This window comes from Tropicimonas sp. IMCC6043 (genome assembly GCF_004146235.1).
Lineage (GTDB): Bacteria > Pseudomonadota > Alphaproteobacteria > Rhodobacterales > Rhodobacteraceae > Tropicimonas.
Map to the genome: position 1 here is coordinate 1 of NZ_SELO01000017.1, position 20,116 is coordinate 20,116.

19 protein-coding genes are annotated in these 20,116 nt (G+C 66.8%); 14 read left to right on the plus strand and 5 right to left on the minus strand.

All coding sequences use genetic code 11. From position 1 onward, the window contains the following. The first annotated feature begins 516 nt into the window (after positions 1-516). The 9 genes from EU800_RS15295 (at position 517) to EU800_RS15335 (ending at position 9,371) form a co-directional block, all read left to right on the plus strand. Positions 517-1,290 (plus strand): DeoR/GlpR family DNA-binding transcription regulator, encoded by a 774-nt coding sequence (locus EU800_RS15295; protein WP_129633909.1) that lies wholly within the window; start codon positions 517-519, stop codon positions 1,288-1,290. 186 nt (positions 1,291-1,476) lie between these two features. Beyond that, positions 1,477-2,361 (plus strand): PfkB family carbohydrate kinase, encoded by an 885-nt coding sequence (locus EU800_RS15300; protein WP_129633910.1) that lies wholly within the window; start codon positions 1,477-1,479, stop codon positions 2,359-2,361. Beyond that, positions 2,358-3,386, plus strand: a complete 1,029-nt coding sequence (locus EU800_RS15305) for a tagatose 1,6-diphosphate aldolase (RefSeq protein ID WP_207209919.1) — start codon at positions 2,358-2,360, stop codon at positions 3,384-3,386. Before EU800_RS15300 ends, EU800_RS15305 begins: the two co-directional genes overlap by 4 nt. A gap of 10 nt (positions 3,387-3,396) precedes the next feature. Next, positions 3,397-4,779 (plus strand): L-fucose/L-arabinose isomerase family protein, encoded by a 1,383-nt coding sequence (locus EU800_RS15310; protein ID WP_129633912.1) that lies wholly within the window; start codon positions 3,397-3,399, stop codon positions 4,777-4,779. A gap of 1 nt (position 4,780) precedes the next feature. Then, positions 4,781-5,872 (plus strand): Gfo/Idh/MocA family protein, encoded by a 1,092-nt coding sequence (locus EU800_RS15315; protein ID WP_207209920.1) that lies wholly within the window; start codon positions 4,781-4,783, stop codon positions 5,870-5,872. Between the two features lie 52 nt (positions 5,873-5,924). Next, entirely contained in the window at positions 5,925-7,373 is a 1,449-nt protein-coding gene (locus EU800_RS15320) for an NAD-dependent succinate-semialdehyde dehydrogenase (RefSeq protein ID WP_129633913.1), read from the plus strand. Positions 7,374-7,375: 2 nt separating this feature from the next. Then, complete coding sequence (locus EU800_RS15325; protein WP_129633914.1) at positions 7,376-8,302, plus strand: hydroxyacid dehydrogenase; 927 nt, start codon at positions 7,376-7,378, stop codon at positions 8,300-8,302. A gap of 11 nt (positions 8,303-8,313) precedes the next feature. After that, the gene (gene comD / locus EU800_RS15330) at positions 8,314-8,820 is read left to right on the plus strand and encodes a sulfopyruvate decarboxylase subunit alpha (protein ID WP_129633915.1); all 507 of its coding nucleotides are present in this window, start codon (positions 8,314-8,316) and stop codon (positions 8,818-8,820) included. Further along, positions 8,817-9,371, plus strand: a complete 555-nt coding sequence (locus EU800_RS15335; protein WP_129633916.1) for a thiamine pyrophosphate-dependent enzyme — start codon at positions 8,817-8,819, stop codon at positions 9,369-9,371. The genes comD and EU800_RS15335 overlap by 4 nt, the downstream gene beginning before the upstream one ends. A gap of 27 nt (positions 9,372-9,398) precedes the next feature. Here the strand turns inward: EU800_RS15335 and EU800_RS15340 are convergent, their stop codons facing one another. Together EU800_RS15340 and EU800_RS15345 are read right to left on the minus strand one after the other, a co-directional pair. After that, positions 9,399-9,665: a hypothetical protein gene (locus EU800_RS15340; protein WP_129633917.1), complete on the minus strand. Its 267-nt coding sequence runs from the start codon at positions 9,663-9,665 to the stop codon at positions 9,399-9,401. A 124-nt stretch (positions 9,666-9,789) separates the two neighbouring features. After that, entirely contained in the window at positions 9,790-10,773 is a 984-nt protein-coding gene (locus EU800_RS15345; protein ID WP_129633918.1) for a GNAT family N-acetyltransferase, read from the minus strand. Positions 10,774-10,818: 45 nt separating this feature from the next. On the opposite strand from EU800_RS15345, the gene EU800_RS26900 reads away from it, so the two are divergent. Together EU800_RS26900 and EU800_RS15350 are read left to right on the plus strand one after the other, a co-directional pair. Continuing rightward, entirely contained in the window at positions 10,819-10,968 is a 150-nt protein-coding gene (locus tag EU800_RS26900) for a hypothetical protein (RefSeq protein WP_165354687.1), read from the plus strand. 150 nt (positions 10,969-11,118) lie between these two features. Continuing rightward, on the plus strand, positions 11,119-11,928 hold the full coding sequence (locus tag EU800_RS15350; RefSeq protein ID WP_129633986.1) for a division plane positioning ATPase MipZ: 810 nt from the start codon (positions 11,119-11,121) through the stop codon (positions 11,926-11,928). Between the two features lie 10 nt (positions 11,929-11,938). Here EU800_RS15350 and EU800_RS15355 read toward each other — a convergent pair whose 3' ends face one another. After that, on the minus strand, positions 11,939-12,514 hold the full coding sequence (locus EU800_RS15355; RefSeq protein WP_129633919.1) for a hypothetical protein: 576 nt from the start codon (positions 12,512-12,514) through the stop codon (positions 11,939-11,941). 179 nt (positions 12,515-12,693) lie between these two features. Further along, positions 12,694-13,194 (minus strand): Lrp/AsnC family transcriptional regulator, encoded by a 501-nt coding sequence (locus EU800_RS15360; RefSeq protein ID WP_129633920.1) that lies wholly within the window; start codon positions 13,192-13,194, stop codon positions 12,694-12,696. 201 nt (positions 13,195-13,395) lie between these two features. Between EU800_RS15360 and trxB the strand changes: the two genes are divergently transcribed. From trxB to hrpB, 3 genes are all read left to right on the plus strand, one after another. Continuing rightward, entirely contained in the window at positions 13,396-14,367 is a 972-nt protein-coding gene (gene trxB, locus EU800_RS15365; RefSeq protein ID WP_129633921.1) for a thioredoxin-disulfide reductase, read from the plus strand. A 266-nt stretch (positions 14,368-14,633) separates the two neighbouring features. Further along, entirely contained in the window at positions 14,634-16,715 is a 2,082-nt protein-coding gene (locus EU800_RS15370; protein WP_129633922.1) for a bifunctional sulfate adenylyltransferase/adenylylsulfate kinase, read from the plus strand. Between the two features lie 146 nt (positions 16,716-16,861). Then, positions 16,862-19,294 (plus strand): ATP-dependent helicase HrpB, encoded by a 2,433-nt coding sequence (gene hrpB, locus EU800_RS15375; protein WP_129633923.1) that lies wholly within the window; start codon positions 16,862-16,864, stop codon positions 19,292-19,294. A gap of 61 nt (positions 19,295-19,355) precedes the next feature. Here the strand turns inward: hrpB and EU800_RS15380 are convergent, their stop codons facing one another. Next, positions 19,356-20,042 carry a cell wall hydrolase gene (locus EU800_RS15380; protein WP_129633924.1) on the minus strand — a complete coding sequence of 229 codons (687 nt, stop codon included), beginning with the start codon at positions 20,040-20,042 and terminating at the stop codon, positions 19,356-19,358. Between the last annotated feature and the right edge of the window lie 74 nt (positions 20,043-20,116).

Genomic DNA, 20,116 nt, shown 5'->3' on the forward strand with positions numbered 1-20,116 from the left:
CGCGCCGGACGCTTGAGCAATTTGAGGGCTCCGCGCCCGGCGCGCTTGCCCAGTTCGAAACCCAGTAATATGAAAACCAGACCCGCAGACTCTCGTTATGAACGAGGGAACTCCGGGGGGCAGGTCAGCATCAGCCACCCATGTCCGATCCTTGCTTTGGTACGAGCGAATCGTGATCACTTTTTCGGTTTCCCTGTTGGCACGCCGATGATCTGCCGAGTTCCCCAGCCGCTCTCAGTACGCTCCTACGACCGAAACCCTGGGTCAAGATGACCGGAATACAGATCAAGGCCGGGTTTTCGTCCCCTCACGCCCTCCGAAACGGATCGGGAGGCACAAGAACCAGTCGTTTCGACCCGATTTTCGGTCGTTTCGACCACGCCTTTCGGGCAATTCGACCGGCCAGAACCGGGATTTGCGGCACCGTTCCAGGTCCGGAGCCGCGCGGATTCCCTCTTTCCAAGCACTTTCGTATGCTGTTTCATTCGAAAGAAATAGCCGGGACAGTTGTACAAAATGAAGACCGGACGAAACACCAGGACGCGTCAGCAGGCCATCCTGCGCCACTTGCACCAGAACGGCCGGGCGACGGTGGAGGAACTGGCCGGGCGTTTCGAGACCACGCCGCAGACCATCCGCAAGGATCTCAACATCCTCGCCGGAGCCGGGCGGGTGATGCGGTTCCATGGCGGTGCCTCGCTGCTCGCGGGGAGCGAATATACCGGCTACGAGGTGCGCAAGCAGATCGCCCGCGAGCAGAAGGAGCGCATTGGCCGGGCGGCCGCGGCGCTGGTGCCGAACAACACCGCCGTGATCCTCAACGCGGGCACCACCACCGCCGAGGTCGCGCGCCGCCTCGAGAACCATTCCGGCCTCAAGCTGGTCACCGACAACCTCGAGATCGCCAATGAACTCAGGCATATGGCGGGGATCGAGGTGATGGTCCCGGGCGGCGTGATCCGCGCCTCCGATGGCGCGATCCTCGGCGAGACGGCGGTCGAGTTCATCCGTCAGTTCCGCGCCGACATCGCCATCGTCGGCTGCGCCGCGATCGCGTCCGACGGCGCGCTGCTGGATTTCGACCTGCGCGAAGCGGTGGTGGCGCGCGCCATCCTCGCGGTGTCGCGAAATGTCATTCTCGCCGTCGACTCGTCGAAATTCGAACGCATGGCGCCCGTCTGCATCGGCCATCTGAACCAGCTCCGCAGCCTCGTTACCGACCGGGGCTGCCCGGCAGAACTGCGCGATCTCTGCCGGGCCGAGGGCGTGGACCTCGTGATCGCGGACTAGATCGCCGACGCGACGACGTCCGCCGGTTGACAGGATGGTTCGAAAGGAACAGCATCCGCGCAATTCGAAAGCTGAAACGAACGTTTCCGATTCGCGCACGCATCGGACCGCTCGGGAGGACCCACATTTGCCCGCATCGCAGCTGCCGAAGCGTCAGCAAGTCTCGCCTGCGCTGGAGTCGCAGCGATGAGCGACGTCCTCGTGCTTGGAATGGCAGCAGTCGATTTCGTTCTAGGTATCGACGAGTTCCCGTCCGAACCCACCAAATATCGCGCCCGTTCGGCCGACATCGTCGGCGGCGGACCGGCCGCCAATGCCGCTGTCGCCATCGCCCGGCTCGGTGGGCATCCGAGCTTTGTCGGCCGGCTCGGCGACGACCCGCTGGCGGACATCGTGCTTGCAGACCTTGAAGCGGCCGGCGTTTCGACCGATCACGTCCATCGCACGCCCGGCGGCCGTTCCGCCTTTTCCTCGGTCCTCGTCGACACAAATGGCGAGCGGCAGGTCGTCAATTTCCGCGGCGAGGGGCTGACGGAGGATGCCGATTGGATCGCCGCCCTGCCCCGCGCCGATGCCGTGCTCGTCGACACCCGCTGGCCCGACGGCGCTGCTGCTGCGCTCGCCCGAGCCCGCGCGTGGGACGTGCCCGGGATCGTCGACGGCGAGGCGCCGATCGACCCGCGCCTCGTCGCCGAGGCCAGCCACCTCGCCCTCTCGCGACAGGGGTTGGCCTCGCTGGTGCCGGGCGAGGACCTTGCCGATGCGCTCGCGACCCTTGCCGCGCGGCGTCCCGGCTGGAGCTGCGTGACGGACGGCGCGAATGGCATCTGGTTCACCGACGGAGGCGGCATCGCCCACCTCCCGGCCTTCCGTGTCGACACCGTGGACACGCTCGCCGCTGGCGATGTCTGGCACGGGGCCTTCGCGCTGGCGCTCGCCGAAGCACGGCCGGAACGCGAGGCGATCCGCTTTGCCAATGCCACCGCGGCGCTCAAATGCATGCGTTTCGGCGGCCGGTCCGGGACTCCCGACCGCGCTACCGTCGAGACCTTTCTCGAGGAGACGGAATGATGAACCTCACTCTCGGAAAGCTCTGGGGGCTGCGTCGCATGGCCGATGCGAACGGCATCTTCAAGATGACCGCGACCGATCAGCGCCCGCCGATCAAGAATCCTATCGCCAAACGGCTCGGTCTCGCACAGGCCCCCTGGCAGGAAGTCGCCCGCTTCAAGGCGATGCTGATCGAGATCCTGCAATCGCACTCGACCGCGCTCCTCTTGGACCCGCATTTCGCCATCCCCGCGGGGATCGACCTGCTGTCCCCGACCCGCGGACTGATCGTCACGCTGGAGGATTCGGTCTTCACCGAGACGCCGGGCGGGCGGCTGTCCTCCGATATCGACGACTGGTCGGTGGCGAAGATCAAGCGGATGGGCGGCGATGCGGTCAAGGTGCTGGCCTGGTACCGGCCCGATGCGGACCCGCAGGTTGTGCAGGCACAGCGCGACTACGTGAAACGGATCGGCGACGCATGCGCACGCTACGACATCCCTTTCCTGCTGGAGCTTCTGGTCTATCCGCTGGCCGCTGACGCCCACCAGACCGGCGACTATGTCGAACTCAGGGGAAAGAAATCGGACGACGTGCTGGCCAGCGTCGCGGAGTTCGCAAAGCCCGACTATGGCGTCGACGTCTTCAAGCTGGAGAGCCCGGTCAACGCAGAGGATGCCGACGGCTCGGCCATGGTGCAGGCGATCTTCGACGAGATGGGCCGGCTGGCGGGCCGTCCCTGGGTAATGCTCTCGGCCGGTGCCGGCAAGGCCGCATTCCGGAACGTTCTGGAGCACGCCTTTGCCGCCGGCGCCAGCGGGTTCCTCGCCGGCCGCGCGATCTGGCTCGACGCGTTTGACGCCTATCCCGACTGGGCGTCGATCGAGAAGGACCTGCGCGGCGGCGCGCTCGACTATCTCGCCGAGATCGGAGCGCTCGCCGACGCCAGGGCCGCCGACTGGTCCGCGCATCCCTGCTATGGCGAGGGTGGGGCGCGGTTCCGGCCGGCCGATGCCGGCTTCCGGCACGGCTACGACGCATTTTGAGGCAAGGCGCATGAGACTTGGGATCCTCACCCTCGGTCGACCGACATTCGACGTGGCCTTCGCCGAGGAAAAACTGGCGGCGATGCTGGCCGCGCTCGACGCGACCGGACACGATCTCGTCGGCCCGCGCGGCCTGCTCTTCGACGAGACAGCGACGCGCGCCGCCATGGACGAGATCGCCGCTTCCGGGATCGATCGGCTGCTGATCCTTCAGGTCACCTTCACCGACGCGTCGATGACCGTTGCCGCGGCGGACGCTTTCGACATGCCGCTGGCGATCTGGTCGATACCTGAGCCGCGACTGGGCGGCCGGCTCCGGCTCAACGCCTTCTGCGGGCTCAACCTCGCTTCCCACGCGCTCGGGCTGCGCAAGCGCGATTTCGGCTGGCTCCACGCCGACCCGGCGGGCGATATCGCCAGCGATCTCGCCGATCTCCTCGCCGGACGGCGCATGGCCGGACGCCTCGACTCCGTGCCACCTCCCGAGCGCAGCCCCGAGGGCGCCCGCGTCGCAATGGCGATCCGCGGCCGCAGGATCGGCCGGATCGGAGAAGCGCCGGCCGGCTTTGACACCTGCGCCTATTCCGCCGAGGCGATCGAGGCCCTGGCCGGCGTCACGGTCGAGGCGCTCCCGCTCGACGATCTCTTCGAGGCCGCGGCGGACGCATCACCGACAGCACTCGCCGAGACCCGCGCTCTCGCGGAGGCCGATGTGACCGGGCTCAGGGACGTCGATCAGGCCGAACTTGACCGCTCGCTCCGGCTCAAGTCCGGGATCGAGGCGCTTCGCTCATCCGGCGGGTACAGCGCCTTCGCGATCCGCTGCTGGCCGGAAACCTTCACGCAATATGGCGGTGCGGTCTGCGGCCCGGCGGCGATGCTGGGCGAGACGGGCCTGCCCTGCGCCTGCGAGGCCGATGTCATGGGCGCGCTGACCCAGCTGATCCTCATGGAAGCGGCGCAGGCACCGGTCTTTCTTACCGACCTCGTCGATATGGACCCCAAGGACGATACCGGCGTCGTCTGGCATTGCGGCCAGGCACCGATTTCGATGCGCGACCCCGACGCGCCGGCCACCGCGACGGTACACAGCAACCGCAAGCAGCCGCTGCTTTACCAATTCCCGCTGAAACCCGGTCCGGTGACTTTCCTGCGGATCAGCCAGGCCTTCGGCCGGACGAAAATGGTCCTTGGCGCAGGCGAGATGCTGCGACGGCCTATGGCCTTCACCGGCACCTCGGGCGTGGTCCGCTTCACCCGACCGGTCGGCGAGGTGCTGGCAGACATCATCGCCAGCGGACTCGAACATCACATGGCGCTTGCCTATGGCGACCACCGCGCGACATTGCGCGCCACGGCCGCCGAACTCGGCCTGCCCCTTCTGGAGATCTGAAATGGTGCTGAGATACGGGCTCGTCGGCTCCGGCATGATGGGCCAGGAACACATCCGGAACCTGACCCTTCTCGGCGGTTGCGAGGTCACCGCCATCGCCGACCCCGACGAGGGCATGCGGCGGCTCTCTGTCGAGACAGCGGGAGGCGCGGCGCGGGCCTTTTCCGACTATCGGGAAATGTTGTCGGCCGACCTCTGCGACGTGCTGATGGTGATCTCGCCCAACGACACGCACTACCCGATCATGCTGGACCTGTTGGAGACCGGCAAACCGATCCTTTGCGAGAAACCGCTCTGCACCACCTCCGAGCATTGCCGCGACCTCGTCCGCCGCGCCGAGGGCCGCGCGGCGCCGGTCTGGGTGGCGATGGAATACCGCTACATGCCGCCGATGCAACGGCTGGTCCAGGAGATGGCGGAGGGACGGATCGGCCGGCCCTGGATGATGTCGATCCGCGAGCACCGCTTCCCCTTCCTTCCCAAGGTCGGCGACTGGAACCGCTTCAACGAGCGCACCGGCGGCACGCTCACCGAGAAATGCTGCCATTTCTGGGACCTGATGCGCTACACGCTCCAGAGCGACCCCGTGCGCGTCTATGCCTCCGGCGCGATGGACGTGAACCATGTCGACGAGCTCTATGGCGGCCGCAAGCCGGACATCATCGACAACGCCTTCGTCACGGTGGATTTCGCAAACGGAACAAGGGGCATGCTGGATCTCTGCATGTTCTCCGAAGGTGCCTACTGGCAGGAGAAGATCTGCGTCACGGGGGATCACGCGCGGATCGAGGCGAAGGTTCCCGGCCCCTCGCGCTTCTCTCCCGACGGACAGGAGCGCGACGCGGAAGTGGTCATCTCCGAACGCGCAACCAAGCGGGTGACCAAGGAGGTGATCCACGTACCGAACGAGGTGCTTCAGGCCGGCGACCACCACGGCTCGACCTACTTCCAGCATCAGCGCTTCCGCGATCTGGTACTGGCTGGTCATGGAACCCCAGAGGTGACATTGACGGACGGGCTCTGGTCCGTGATCGTCGGCGAGGCCGCCGAGCGCTCGGCACGGACGGGCGAGGCGATCGCGGTGGCGCTGTGATGCGCGCACCGGGCGCCGGGGCAAGGCAAGAGAGATTCGCAGAGGACACTTCATGACCGACTACACGACCTACATGCAGCAGTCGAACCTGATCGGCGGGGACTGGACAGGCGCCGACAGCGGCAAGATGATCGAGGTAACCAACCCTGCCACCGGCGCGGTGATCGGCACCGTTCCGAACTGCGGCGCCGACGAGACACATCGCGCAATCGCAGCAGCCGCCGAGGCTTTCCGGGACTGGTCGATATCCGACCTGGGGTTCCGCGTGCAGCTCCTGCAGGATCTGCATGATGCGCTGCTCGACAACCAGGAGAGCCTCGCTCTGCTTCTCACCACCGAACAGGGAAAGCCGCTCTTCGAAGCGAAGGGCGAGATCGCCATTTCGGCCGGCTACATCCGCTGGTTCGCCGAGGAGATCCGGCGCGCCAAGGGCGAGATCGTGCCAGCCCCGCAAGCCGGTCGCCGGCTGATGGTCACTCGCCACCCGGTGGGCGTCGTCGGCGCGATCACGCCGTGGAACTTCCCCTCCTCGATGCTCGCCCGCAAGCTCGGACCGGCGCTCGCCGCCGGCTGCACAGTGGTCGCCAAGCCGGCGACCGCGACACCCTATTCCGGCCTCGCCTGGGGCAAGCTCTGCGAGGAGGTCGGTTTCCCGGCAGGCGTGGTGAATATCGTCACGGGTTCCGCCCGCGCCATCGGCGGAGCGATCATGGAAAGCCCGACGGTCCGGAAGGTCACCTTCACCGGCTCGACCAAGATCGGAAAGCAACTCATCCGCCAGTCCGCGGACACCGTCAAAAAGGTCTCGATGGAGCTCGGTGGAAATGCGCCCTTCATCGTCTTCGACGACGCCGATCTCGACGCCGCGGTTGAGGGCGCGATGGTCGCCAAGTTCCGCAACATGGGTCAGACCTGTGTCTGCACAAACCGTTTCTACGTACAGTCCGGCATCCACGACGCTTTCGTCGCACGGCTCCGGGAAGCCACGGCCGCGCTGGTGGTCGGCAACGGCGCCGAAGAAGGTGTGCAGCAGGGGCCGATGATCGACATGGATGCGGTCGAGAAGGTCGAGGAATTCATCGCTGACGCGACCAGCAAGGGCGCAAAGATCGTCGAGGGCGGCAAGCGCCACGGCAATGGCGGCACCTATTTCGAACCGACGGTGGTCACCGGCGCAACGAGCGAGATGCAGTTTGCCACCGAGGAAATCTTCGGTCCGCTGGCCGCCGTGTTCCGTTTCGAGAGCGAAGAGGAAGCGATCGAGGCGGCCAATGCCACCGAATTCGGCCTCGCGGCCTATGCCTATACGCGCGACGTGGGCCGGGTCTTCCGGCTCGACCAGGGGCTCGATTACGGCCTGATCGGCATCAATGCCGGGCTCATCACCACGGTCGAAGCGCCATTCGGAGGGCTGAAGCAATCCGGCATGGGCAAGGAGGGCGGAAGCCAGGGCCTCGACGACTATCTCGAGACGAAATATCTTTGCGTCGCAGGCCTTTAGTGATGTCGGTTCTGATCACCGAGTTCATGGACAAAGCCGCGGTTGCCACGCTGCAATCGAAGGTCGAGACGCGCTACCTGCCGGACCTCGCTGACCGGCAGGAGGAGATTCCGGCCATGATCTCGGAGGTCGAGGCGCTCATCGTGCGCAACCGCACCCAAGTCACGGCGGCGCTGCTTGACGCGGCGCCGCGGCTTACAACCATCGGCCGGCTCGGCGTCGGGCTCGACAATATCGACCTCGACGCCTGCCGGGCGCGCGGCGTGAAGGTGATCCCGGCGACGGGAGCAAACAACCGGTCGGTGGCCGAATATGTCATCACCAGTGCCCTGGTCCTGCTGCGCGGCGCGTATCATTCGAAGCACGCAATGTTGGCGGGCAAGTGGCCGCGCGGGGACTGCGCCGGGCACGAGATCCAAGGCACGTCGCTCGGTCTCGTCGGCTTCGGCGGCATCGCGCGGGAGACCGCGCGGCTGGCGCGCGGCCTCGGGATGACCGTCCTTGCCGCCGACCCGTTCGTTTCGCCGCAGGACCCGGCCTGGGAAGCCGCCGAACAGGTCGATCTTCCGGACCTCCTGGCACGATCCGACGTCGTCAGCCTTCATGTTCCGCTAAGCGATGCGACCCGGCACATGATCGACGCCGCCGCGCTCGAACGGATGAAACCCGGCGCCATCCTGATCAACGCCGCCCGCGGCGGCGTCGTGGACGAAGCGGCGCTGGCGGCGGCCCTGAAGGCGGGCAGGATCGGCGGGGCGGCGCTCGACGTGTTCGAGACCGAGCCGCTGACCGCGGCAGCGGCCGAACCGTTCCGCGGATGCCCGAACCTCATTCTGACGCCACACATCGCAGGCGTTACCGGGGAATCGAATGCGCGCGTCAGCTCGATGATCGCGGAATGCGTGCTGGAGCGGCTGAATCTGGTCTGAGGAGGAACCGAATGGCAAGGGAGATCGACCGGCAGATCATCCGCGATCTGCGTGAGAACGGGGTAAATTTCGTCACCACCGTGCCCTGCAAGCAACTGGCCGGCCTGATCGAGGTGCTGGGGGACACAGACACGATCCGGCATGTGCCCTGTACGCGTGAGGACGAGGGCATGGGGCTCTGCGCCGGAGCTTACATGGGTGGGATGCGCCCGCTCATCATGATGCAGAACACCGCGCTCGGCGTGACCCTCAACGCGCTGGCGACGTTGATCCAGTATTACCAGATCCCGCTGCCGATGCTGATCTCCTATCGCGGCGAGGTCGGCGAGCCGGTGGCCTGCCAGGTCGAAATGGCGCTGCACACCAAGGCGCTGCTGGCGCAACTGCACATCCCGACCTACCACTTCCACAACGTGGCGCAGGCCGACGAGCTTCCCGGCATCCTCGATCATTGCCAGATGTGTCGCAAGCCGGTCGCGGTGCTGACTGACGCCAGTTTCTGGGGGAGCGCAACATGATCCGCTACGACCTTCTGAAAGAGCTGAAACCGATCCTTTCGGATCACCTCGTGGTCTGCAATATCGGCGCGCCGAGCCAGGAACTGCACGAGATCGACGACCAGCCTTCGAATTTCTACATGCTCGGCACGATGGGGCTGGCATCCTCGATCGGCCTCGGACTGTCGATTGCGACGGAGAAGAAAGTCGTCGTGATCGACGGCGACGGCTCGGTCCTGACCAATATGGGGAGCCTGGCTACCATCGGGAACAATCCGCAGCCGAATCTCGTTGTCTTGATCGTCGACAATGGCAGCTACGGCTCGACCGGCGACCAGCCGACCTATACCGGCGGGCGCACCTCGCTTGCCGGCGTGGCGGAAGCCTGCGGTTGTGACACCGTCATCGAGTGTCCGGCGGACCAGACTCCCGACATCCTGCGGAACGCGCTCGCAGCCGACCGGATGACAGTCATCATCTCGAGATGCGACAGCGGAAACCGGAAATGTCCGGTCATTTCCATGAATCCAATCTCAATTCGCGAGCGGTTCATGGCGGAAGTCGCCAGGTAAGCGCACCGGGCAGCGCCGACGACGGCCTCAGTTGACCGGGTCGCCGGCCTCATCCGTCGATCCGGGTGACTCGAGCCGGTCGGCCAGGTCTTCAAGCCTCTGGCCGAGCCGCCGTAACTGGTCCGGTGTGAGCAGGAATTGCTGCGCCTTCCGTTTCCGAAGGGTGGGTTCAGTGCCGTATTCGATCCGGAGAACGCCCGCGCGCCCCTTGAGCGCCGTTCCGGTCCGGAACCCGGTCACCGGAAACACCGCGATATCTCCAAGCGGATGGGCATCCCAGTCCTTTTGCGCCATCGTGTCGACCTCCATTGTGAGCCGCGACACTGCGAGCGAAAACCGGCGGCGTCAATGCCGGAAGGACGCGCGCCGCGACGGCGGAGACCGGCCCCCCGGCCAGAGCCGCCCGAGACCGACTGTCTCAAGCGCAATGCGGTCTCGGAAGAGAGCCCACGCCGCCGGCGCGCACGGACCGCTGCGCAAAGAGGCGGGTCCCCGGCGCGGAGAGGCGGGTTGCACCCAGTTCGACCGCCCGTGCTCCGCTGCCGAGCTTGAACCGCGCGAGGTCCGGTGCGTCCTCGGTGTCGATCCGGTCGAGATCGAGTCGCACCACGCCCGCACCATGGAGCCAGCGCATCGCCTCCCAGAGCAGCCGGCGGTGAGCATCTGTCCGGCGTCCCTCCGGTCCGGTCCAGGCGATATGGTAGCTGGCCCCGCGCCCATGCAGCAGGAAGATCATGCCGGCAATCGGCGCATCTCCGAGATCGGCCGTGAAGAGCCGCGCGGATCGCCCGCGTCCGGCACGGATCCAGGCCATGAGGAAGGCCGTCGGCAGATTCCGGTAGCCACGGGCGCGGGACTGGCGCGCCTCGGCCCGCAGAAGCCAATGCGCCGGATCGGCCGGCATCGGGCCATGCCAGACCCGGAGATCGCCGCGTTCGGCCCGGCTCAGCCGGCAGCGCCACTTGCGATGCTGGCCGGCGCGGATCTCTGCCAGCGGACGAGACAGGTCAAGTTCGGCGAGGAAACAGGGGGTGATTGCGGTCAGCCATCCGCTTTCCGCCATCGGGTCCGCGCCGCCACAGAGCTCGGGTGTCACGCACACCACGCGGTGGTCGCGGCGCAACCGCTCGAGCAGCGCAGGGAGCCCTGCCCTGCGGCGCTCCGCCGGCTCCTCCGGCGCCCAAACCGGCCCGCGGGATACGAGCGCGGCCTCGCCGAGCAGCGGCCAGCGGCGCAGCAGGACCTGCACCGCACCGGCCGGCCGCGCGCCCGACAATGCAAGCCATCGCACGCGCGCCCCGAGCGCCGCGCAGGCCGCGCCATAGAGCGGGTGCTGCTGCAGCGGCGTCACCGCGCCCTCGGGCAGCAGCGGCCGTTCGGTGTCGACCCAGTCGAAATCCATGCCCGCATTAACCACGGCGAAACCTAAGCGCGGGTTAATCGCTGCATGCGACGCACACCGGTCAACGTCATGGGCGTGGTCATTCCCGCTCCGCGGCACAGTTTTCGCGCTGCGCTCTGGTTCGCCTCGGCGCTTTCGGTGCCGGCGTTCCTTCTGCTCTTTTCCGGAGAGATGCTGATGCGCTGGCTGCTCTGAACGGCGTTTTGGCCTTCCCCTCGGCGCCAACCGGATTTAGATCCTCGTGTCCCGGCACCGGCCACGCAGGGCGACATGGAACCGTCCGGAAAGGGCGGCATGACGCGTCGGGAACAGACCGGGGCCGGCCGGGCAGACGCAGGAGGCAGCGTGGCGCATATCATCGTGGTGGGCAACGAGAAGGGCGGGTCTGGCAAGTCCACGACCTCGATGCATGTGGCCACTGCGCTTGCGCGGATGGGCCATCGCGTCGGAACGCTCGACCTCGACCTGCGCCAGCAGAGCCTCGGCCGCTATATCGAGAACCGCCGCGCCTTCTGCACCCGCGCCGGCCACGACCTTGCCATCCCGGCCTACGTCAACCTGCCAGACCTGCCGCCGGAGGCGGTGCCGGACAGCACCAATGTGAACGACCACCGCCTGGGGCTCGCCATCCAGATGCTCGAGCCGGAGAGCGACTTCATTCTGATTGACTGCCCCGGCTCGCATACCCGCCTGAGCCAGCTTGCCCATGCAATGGCCGATACGTTGATCACGCCGCTGAACGACAGCTTCGTTGATTTCGATCTGCTGGCGCGGACCCGGCCTGAGGACGGGGCGATCCTCGGGCCGTCGGTCTATGCGGAGATGGTCTGGTCGGCGCGGCAGACCCGCGCCCGCGCCGGGCTTCCGCCAATCGACTGGATCGTGACCCGAAACCGGCTCGGCTCTCAGCAGATGCATAACAAGCGGAAGGTCGGCGAAGCGCTCGCCAAACTCTCAAAGCGGATCGGCTTCCGGGTCACGCCGGGGTTCAGCGAACGGGTGATCTTCCGAGAGCTCTTCCCGCGCGGCCTGACCTTGCTGGACCTGCGCGACATCGGCTCGGACAGGCTGAACCTCTCCAACATCGCGGCGCGGCAGGAGGTGCGGGACCTGATCAAGGCGCTCCGGCTGCCCGGAGTCGCCGTGAAGTTCTGAGCCTACCTGCCTACCCGAGCCGCGCGAGCCGCTGCACGAAGGGATCGCGCTCGAGCCGGGCAAGGGCGCGGCTGGAGAGTTCGAGGTCGCGCGACCATTCCTGACCGAAGCGCAGGGCGGAGATCAGCGTCGCCGAGGCACTGCGAACACCGGCCACAGCCGCATTTTCCAGTCGTGTGTCGCGGGGCTCGAAGAAAGGCGTCAGACTGGCGGTTCGCGCCGCTTTCCGCCGGCTGTGCCGGGGCGCCAGCGGCGCCGGCCGCGCAACCGGGGTCAGGACCAGTTGCAGGACTTCCGCGCCATCTGACCCGTCGGCCATCTCGGGCCGGTACGGCGAAATGCGGATGCAGTCCTGTGCACTGGCCGCTTTCTTCCGGCTGGCCCGCCGCTGGCTCCGGAACAGCAGAAGCAGCCCGAGAAGCGCTGTGGTGCAGCCGGCCAATGCGGGGTAGGCGGCAAGATCCGGCCAGCGGGTCTGCACGTAGTCGATGGAACAGCAACAGGCGGCACCGAGCCCGATCATCACGATCGCGGCGCTGCGGGCGACATCGCGGGGTGTTTCGAATTCGGCCAATGTGATCTCCATTGCTGCTTTCCATCAACGCTAGCGGGAAATCGGGGCCGGTTTATGACCTGCACTGGGAGGTTTTTGCGGCACTTTTCAGACGCACGGTCAAATATCGGCGTCGTGCCGGCGCCGGCCGAGGCGGCGTTTTCAGCCACAAGTCCGGGCCGCGTGCACGTCGCCACTACGTGAGAGAAAGCCTAAGGCGCCCGCCCGAGCCGCTCTTCAAGCACGTCGAACGGCACAGCCGGCTCGTTCTTGGCGCCACGAATCACAAGGGAGGTCTTCACGCTGGCGACGTTCGGCGCCGCGGTCAGTTGCTCGGTCAGGAAGCTCTGGAAGGTCGAGAGATCGGGCGAGACGCATTTCAGGATGAAGTCGATCTCGCCATTGAGCATGTGGCACTCGCGCACCAGCGGCCAGTCCCTGCACTTCTGCTCGAAGGCCGACAGGTCCGCCTCAGCCTGGCTCGAGAGACCGACCATCGCAAAGACCTGCACCTCGAAGCCAAGCTCGCGCGGATCGACATCCGCGTGGTAGCCACGGATAAAGCCCGATTCCTCAAGCGTCCGCACCCGCCTGAGGCAGGGCGGCGCCGAAATTCCGACCCGGCGCGCGAGTTCCACATTGGTCATTCGACCGTCCGCCTGAAGCTCGGCGAGGATATGACGGTCGATCGGATCGAGTTTGGAACCCGGCATGCAGCCCTCCTGAATTTCGCGAACTTTAGCCATCGGGCCGCCGCAACGCAAGATTATTACATGATCGCGCAACATTTGTCCGGTTTGTTCACAGCGCATGGCTCTGCCGAACCGACGCGGCGTGGGGGCTTCCTTGGTGTGCCCACACAGCCTATATCAATTCGGACGCCTTTTCGGCACCGTTCAGATACGGAGACAGAAATGTCCAGCACCCGCCACACCAAGGTCCTGATCATCGGATCGGGTCCCGCCGGTTATACCGCCGCCGTCTATGCCAGCCGCGCCATGCTTGAGCCGATCCTCGTGCAGGGAATCCAGCCGGGCGGACAGCTCACCATCACGACCGAGGTGGAGAACTGGCCCGGCCGCGTCGAGGTGCAAGGCCCCGACCTGATGGTTCAGATGGAAGAGCATGCGCGGGCCGTGGGCACCGAGATCATCGCCGACCATATCTCCTCTATCGACCTCTCGAAGCGCCCCTTCACGGCGATCGGCGACAGCGGCACGACCTATACCGCCGACGCGGTGATCCTCGCGACCGGCGCGCAGGCGCGCTGGATCGGCATGAAAGGCGAGGAGCAGTTCAAGGGCTTCGGCGTATCGGCCTGCGCCACCTGCGACGGTTTCTTCTACCGCGGCAAGGAAGTCGTGGTGATCGGCGGCGGCAACACCGCGGTCGAGGAGGCACTGTTCCTGACCAATTTCGCCACCAAGGTGACGCTGGTGCATCGACGCGACGAGCTACGCGCCGAGAAGATCCTGCAACACCGGCTTTTCAAGAACGAGAAGGTCGAGGTGCTCTGGGACCACACGCCCGAAGAAGTCATCGGCTCTGACACGCCGCTCTCTGTCGAAGGGCTCAGGGTGCGGAACGTCAAGACCGGCGAGATCTCGGAGATTCCTGCCGCCGGCGTCTTCGTCGCCATCGGCCACGCCCCGGCCTCCGAGCTGGTCAGGGACCAGCTGGAGACCCATATGGGCGGCTATGTCGTGACCAAGCCAGATTCGACCGCGACCTCCATTCCGGGCGTCTTCGCCGCCGGCGACCTGACCGACCACATATACCGCCAGGCCGTCACCTCGGCCGGGATGGGCTGCATGGCGGCGCTCGAGGCGGAGCATTTCCTCGCCGAGCAGGAAGATGAGACCGCGTTGATTTCAGAGCCCGCCTGAGGTCCTGACCCAGCCGGGACGCGCAGCCCCAGCCATTTGCCACCGTCATCCCATCGGCGGGCCCCTCGATCGCGAGGCCCGCTGATGCAGGATTCGTTGCGCTCCGCACCGGCGACGGCGTGGAAGCGCGGGCGGCCGTTGGAAGGCGACGCAGGTGTGGCACGCATGGCCGGATTCTCACGGAGATCACGGTTTCCGGAATTTCTCCTTTCCGGCGGCGACAACGCATGCAATACGTTCACGCGTGAACACACTGTGAGTCGCAAATGCCGACCGCCATCGAAAAAATCACCGCACCGGAGGAAGAGGACCTGCTCTTCCGGTTGCTGCGCCAGCTCGACCGGGAGCCGGAAGCGTCGCAACGCTCGACGGCGGCCGCGCTCGGCATCTCGCTCGGGCGGCTCAACGCGGTGCTTCGCGCGACGGCGGCGGCCGGTCTTGTGAAGATCACCGAGCGCGCCGGCCCTGACCGGCGGCAGCGCTTTGCCTATTCCATCACCGCGCGCGGCGCGGCCGAACAATCCCGCCTCCGGGACGAGTTTCTCGCCCGCAAGTTTGCCGAATACGACGCGTTGCACGCGGAACTGACCGGCACCACCAGCGGGCTCACCCCTTCCAAAGCCAGGACGAAACCCATGCAGCCAATCCACGCTCCCATCCCGGAACTCTACGTTTCCTACGAAAGCGCCCAGAAACTGAAGGTCGAGGCGGCGGACCTGCCGAGCTGGGACCTGACCCCGCGCCAGATCTGCGACCTCGAACTGCTGATGAACGGCGGGTTCAACCCGCTCAAAGGCTTTCTCGGACAGGAAGACTACGACAGCGTCGTCGAGACCATGCGGCTCGCCGACGGCACGCTTTGGCCCATGCCGATCACGCTGGACATCTCCGAAAGCTTCGCCGCGACCATCGAGGAAGGCCAGGACATCGCGCTCCGCGACCAGGAGGGCGTGATCCTCGCGATCCTCTCGGTCTCTGACAAGTGGACGCCGAACAAGGCCAACGAGGCCGAGAAGGTCTTCGGCGCCGATGACATTGCCCACCCGGCGGTCAACTACCTGCACAATGTCGCGGGGCCCGTCTATCTCGGTGGCCCGATCATCGGCATCCAGCAGCCCGTGCACTACGATTTCCGCGCCCGCCGCGATACGCCGAACGAGCTGCGCGCCTTCTTCCGCAAGCTCGGCTGGCGCAAGATCGTCGCCTTCCAGACCCGCAACCCGCTGCACCGGGCGCACCAGGAACTGACCTTCCGGGCGGCCAAGGAGAGCCAGGCCAACCTGCTGATCCACCCCGTCGTCGGCATGACCAAGCCGGGCGATATCGACCATTTTACCCGCGTCCGCTGCTACGAGGCGGTGCTCGACCAGTATCCCGCTTCAACCACGACGATGAGCCTGCTGAACCTCGCCATGCGGATGGCCGGCCCGCGCGAGGCGGTCTGGCACGGGCTGATCCGGAAGAACCACGGCGTCACCCATTTCATCGTCGGCCGCGACCACGCCGGCCCGGGCAAGAACTCCGCCGGCGAGGACTTCTACGGCCCCTATGACGCTCAGGAGCTCTTCCGCGAATACGAGGCCGAGATCGGCGTCGAGATGCTGCCCTTCAAGCACATGGTCTTTGTCCAGGACCGGGCCCAATACGAGCCGGTGGACGAGATCGCCGACAAGGACACGGTGACCATCCTCAACATCTCGGGCACCGAGCTGCGCCGCCGCCTCGCCGAAGGGCTGGAGATCCCGGACTGGTTCTCCTTTCCCGACGTGGTGGCCGAGCTGCGCCGGACCCGCCCGCCGCGTTCCAAGCAGGGCTTCACCGTGTTCTTCACCGGCTTCTCCGGCTCCGGCAAGTCGACCATCGCCAATGCGCTGATGGTCAAGCTGATGGAGATGGGCGGCCGGCCGACGACGCTGCTCGACGGCGACATTGTGCGGAAAAACCTGTCGAGCGAACTGGGCTTCTCCAAGGAGCACCGCGACCTCAACATCCGCCGCATCGGCTACGTCGCCTCCGAGATCACCAAGAACGGCGGCATCGCAATCTGCGCGCCGATCGCGCCCTACGCGGCCACCCGCCGGGCAGTGCGCGAAGAGATCGAACAGTTCGGTGCCTTCGTCGAGGTGCATGTCGCCACCTCGATCGAGGAATGCGAACGCCGCGACCGCAAGGGGCTCTACAAGCTCGCCCGCGAAGGCAAGATCAAGGAGTTCACCGGCATCTCGGACCCCTATGACGTGCCCGAGTCCCCTGAACTCCGGATCGACACAGAGACCGTCGATGTCGACTATTGCGCCCAGCAGGTTCTGCTCAAACTTGAGAGCCTGGGTCTGATCGCGGCGACCTGATCGACCGGGATCAACGCAAAGCGCCCGCCGCGCAGGCGGCGGGCGGTGAATTTCGGAACGGGGCACGCTGCCTCTCCCGCCCGGACCCTTTCGGCCGCCCCCGCTTTGCCGCTAGGAAGGCCGGGTCAGGACCGAGACCGCACAGCATGCCCGCACCGCTCCCCATCGATACCATCCTGCCGGATCTGGTCGCCACGCTCAGGGCCAAAGGTCAGGCCGTGTTGCAGGCGCCGCCCGGCGCCGGCAAGACCACGCGGGTCCCCCTCGCTCTCCATGAGGCCGGGCTCACCGAGGGCCGCATCCTGATGCTCGAGCCCCGTCGCCTCGCCGCGCGCGCGGCCGCCGAGCGACTGGCCGAACAGCTCGGAGAGACGCCGGGCCAGACCGTCGGCTACCGCATCCGCAACGAGACGAGAGTCAGCCCCGCAACCCGCATCGAGGTGGTCACCGAGGGTATCCTCACCCGGATGCTGCAGTCGAACGCCGAGTTGACCGGCGTCGGCGCGGTGCTCTTCGACGAGTTCCATGAACGCTCGCTCCAGGCCGATCTCGGCCTCGCTCTCTGCCTGGAGATCCGCGCGGCGCTGCGCGAGGATTTGATCCTGCTGCCGATGTCGGCCACGCTCGACGCGGCTCCGGTCGCGGCGCTGATGGGCGGCGCCCCTGTGCTGACCGCCGAAGGCCGCGCCTATCCGGTCGAGATCCGTCATCTCGACACGCCGCTGCCAAAGCGGACCCGCCTCGAAGAGGCCACCGCCGACCTTACCCTTCGCGCGCATGCCGAAACCACCGGCAGCCTGCTCGTCTTCCTGCCCGGCGAAGGCGAGATCCGGCGCACCGAAGCGCTGCTCCGGCCGAAACTCCCGCCGAGCACGGCGCTCCACCCGCTCTTCGGCGCCATGAAATTCGCCGCGCAACGCGCCGCCATCGCCCCCGCCAGGACCGGCCGCAAGATCGTGCTGGCGACCGCCATCGCCGAAACCTCGCTCACCATTGATGGCATCACCTGCGTGGTCGATGCCGGCCGCGCCCGCCGCGCCCGCTTCGACCCGAATTCCGGCATGTCACGTCTCGTCACCGAGCGCGTCACCCGCGCCGAGGCCACCCAACGGACCGGACGCGCGGGCCGTCTCGCGCCGGGGGCCTGCTACCGGCTTTGGACCAAGGGAGAAGAGGGCGCGCTGGCATCCTTCCCGCCGGCCGAGATCGAGGCTGCGGACCTTGCGCCGCTGGCGCTCGAGCTGGCGCTCTGGGGAGGGTCCGACCTTCCCTTCCTGACACCGCCGCCCGAGGCCGCGATGGCCGAGGCACGGGCGTTGCTGCACGGTCTCGGAGCGCTCGACAAGGCGGGCCGCATCACGGCGCACGGCCGCGCCATGGCCCGCCTGCCGCTGCATCCGCGCCTCGCGCATATGCTTCTCCGCGCAGGAGCGGATGCCGCCCCGCTCGCCGCTCTGCTCTCCGCCCGCGACCCGCTGCGCGGCGCGCCCACCGACCTCGCCCTGCGCCTATCCGCCCTGAAAGACCCGAGATCCGCCCCCGGCGCATTGAACCGCGGCGCACTGGAGCAGATCCGTTCCGAGGCCCGACGCCTTTCAAAACTTGCGCCGGCGACCGAAACGCCGCTTTCTGCCGCCGAGGCCGCCGCCCTCGCATATCCGGACCGGATCGGCCTGCGCCGCCCCGGCGACGCGCCGCGCTGGCTTCTCTCGGGCGGCAAGGGAGCGGAAATGGCGGAGTCCGACCCGCTCGCCGGCCAGCGCCTCCTCGTGGCCACCGATCTCGACGGCGACCCGAAGAATGCCCGGATCCGCCAGGCGCTGCCGCTTTCGGAGAGCGAGTTGCGCGGACTCTTCGCAGACGAGATCGGCTGGGAAAAAATCGCCGAATGGTCGAAACGCGACCGCAAGGTGACCGCGCGCCAGCAGGAGCGCTTCGCCGCTCTGGTCCTCGCCGACCGCGCCTGGCGAGACGCCCCGGCGCAGGCGCTGGCCGAGGCCGCGCTTCAGGGAGTCCGGCAGCTTGGCTTGCCCTTCTCCGATGCCGCCCGCCGCCTCCAGGCACGCGCCCTGCTCTATCGTGCCGAAGGTGGGGAGATTGCCGATCTTGGCGACGACGCCCTTTTGGACTCGGCGGATACATGGCTCCTTCCCTTTCTCGACGGCATCCGCACCGCCGAGGACATCCGCCGGCTCGATCTCACCGAACCGCTGCGACAGCATATCGGCTGGCAGGCGCTCCAGCGGCTCGATCGCGAGATGCCGGCCGCCTTTACGACGCCGATGAACCGAAAGGTGCCGATCGACTATTCCGGCGAGGCCCCCGAGATTTCCGTCCGCGTGCAGGAGATGTTTGGCACCACGCTGCATCCCTGCGTCGGCCCGCGCCGCTTGCCGCTGCGCATCACCCTGCTCTCGCCGGCCGGCCGCCCGGTGCAGACGACAATGGATCTTCCCGGTTTCTGGGCCAGTTCCTATGCGGACGTCCGCAAGGACATGCGCGCGCGCTACCCCAAGCACCCATGGCCGGAGGACCCGACGCAGGCCGACCCGACATTGCGTGCCCGGCCACGCCGCTGACCGCTTTCATCCGGAAAAATGGTTGGGGTGAGCGCGGACGCAGGCCGCCCGCCGGCGTGTCTCAGGAGCTCGGGTTGCGGTAGAAGCGATGCACGCCGATCGCGGCGGTCTGCGCGAAGCTCCGCGCCCAGGACGGACGCACCGCCGTGGTGTGGTAATGCGTCGCCCCGTCGGTGAGCTTGCGCCGCGCGACGCCGTCCAGAACCAGGCGTGCCACCTTGCCGACCCGCTCGAACGCCTGCGGCTCGCGGATCTTCTCCGGCATCCCGTCGCAGGTGAAGGTAAACTGGCACTGGTATTTGCGCCCGGTCCCCTGGTGGATCACGCCGCAGACATTGTTGGGATAGAGCGGGCTCTTCACACGGTTCAGGATGACCTCGGCCACCGCGAACTGGCCCTTCACGCTCTCGCCGCGGGCTTCGAAGTAGAGCGCCTCGGCAAGGCATTCCCACGCATCGCCTCCCCGGATGTCAGGCTGCTCGTCGAGCCAGGTGCGCGAATACTCGACCTGCACGAAGTCATGTGGCCGCGGCTTGGGATAGATCGAGGCACGCGGGCTGAGGATTCCCATATGCGCGTCGCTGAGCGAATCCAGCACGCGGTTTTCGAGGCCCATCAGCCCCTCGAGCCGGTCCACGCCCGTCAAACCGTCATGGTTCGAAGTCGACAGAACCGCCTCGGCCGAAGCCGAACTGACGGACGACGCCCCGACCAGTACAGACAGAAGGAGAGCGCAAAAGCGCAACATTCTAAAATCCCACCCAGCGATGCGCAAAAACCGCACCGAGCCATCGGCGGACGTAGCGCGAGTGGCTGGGGAGT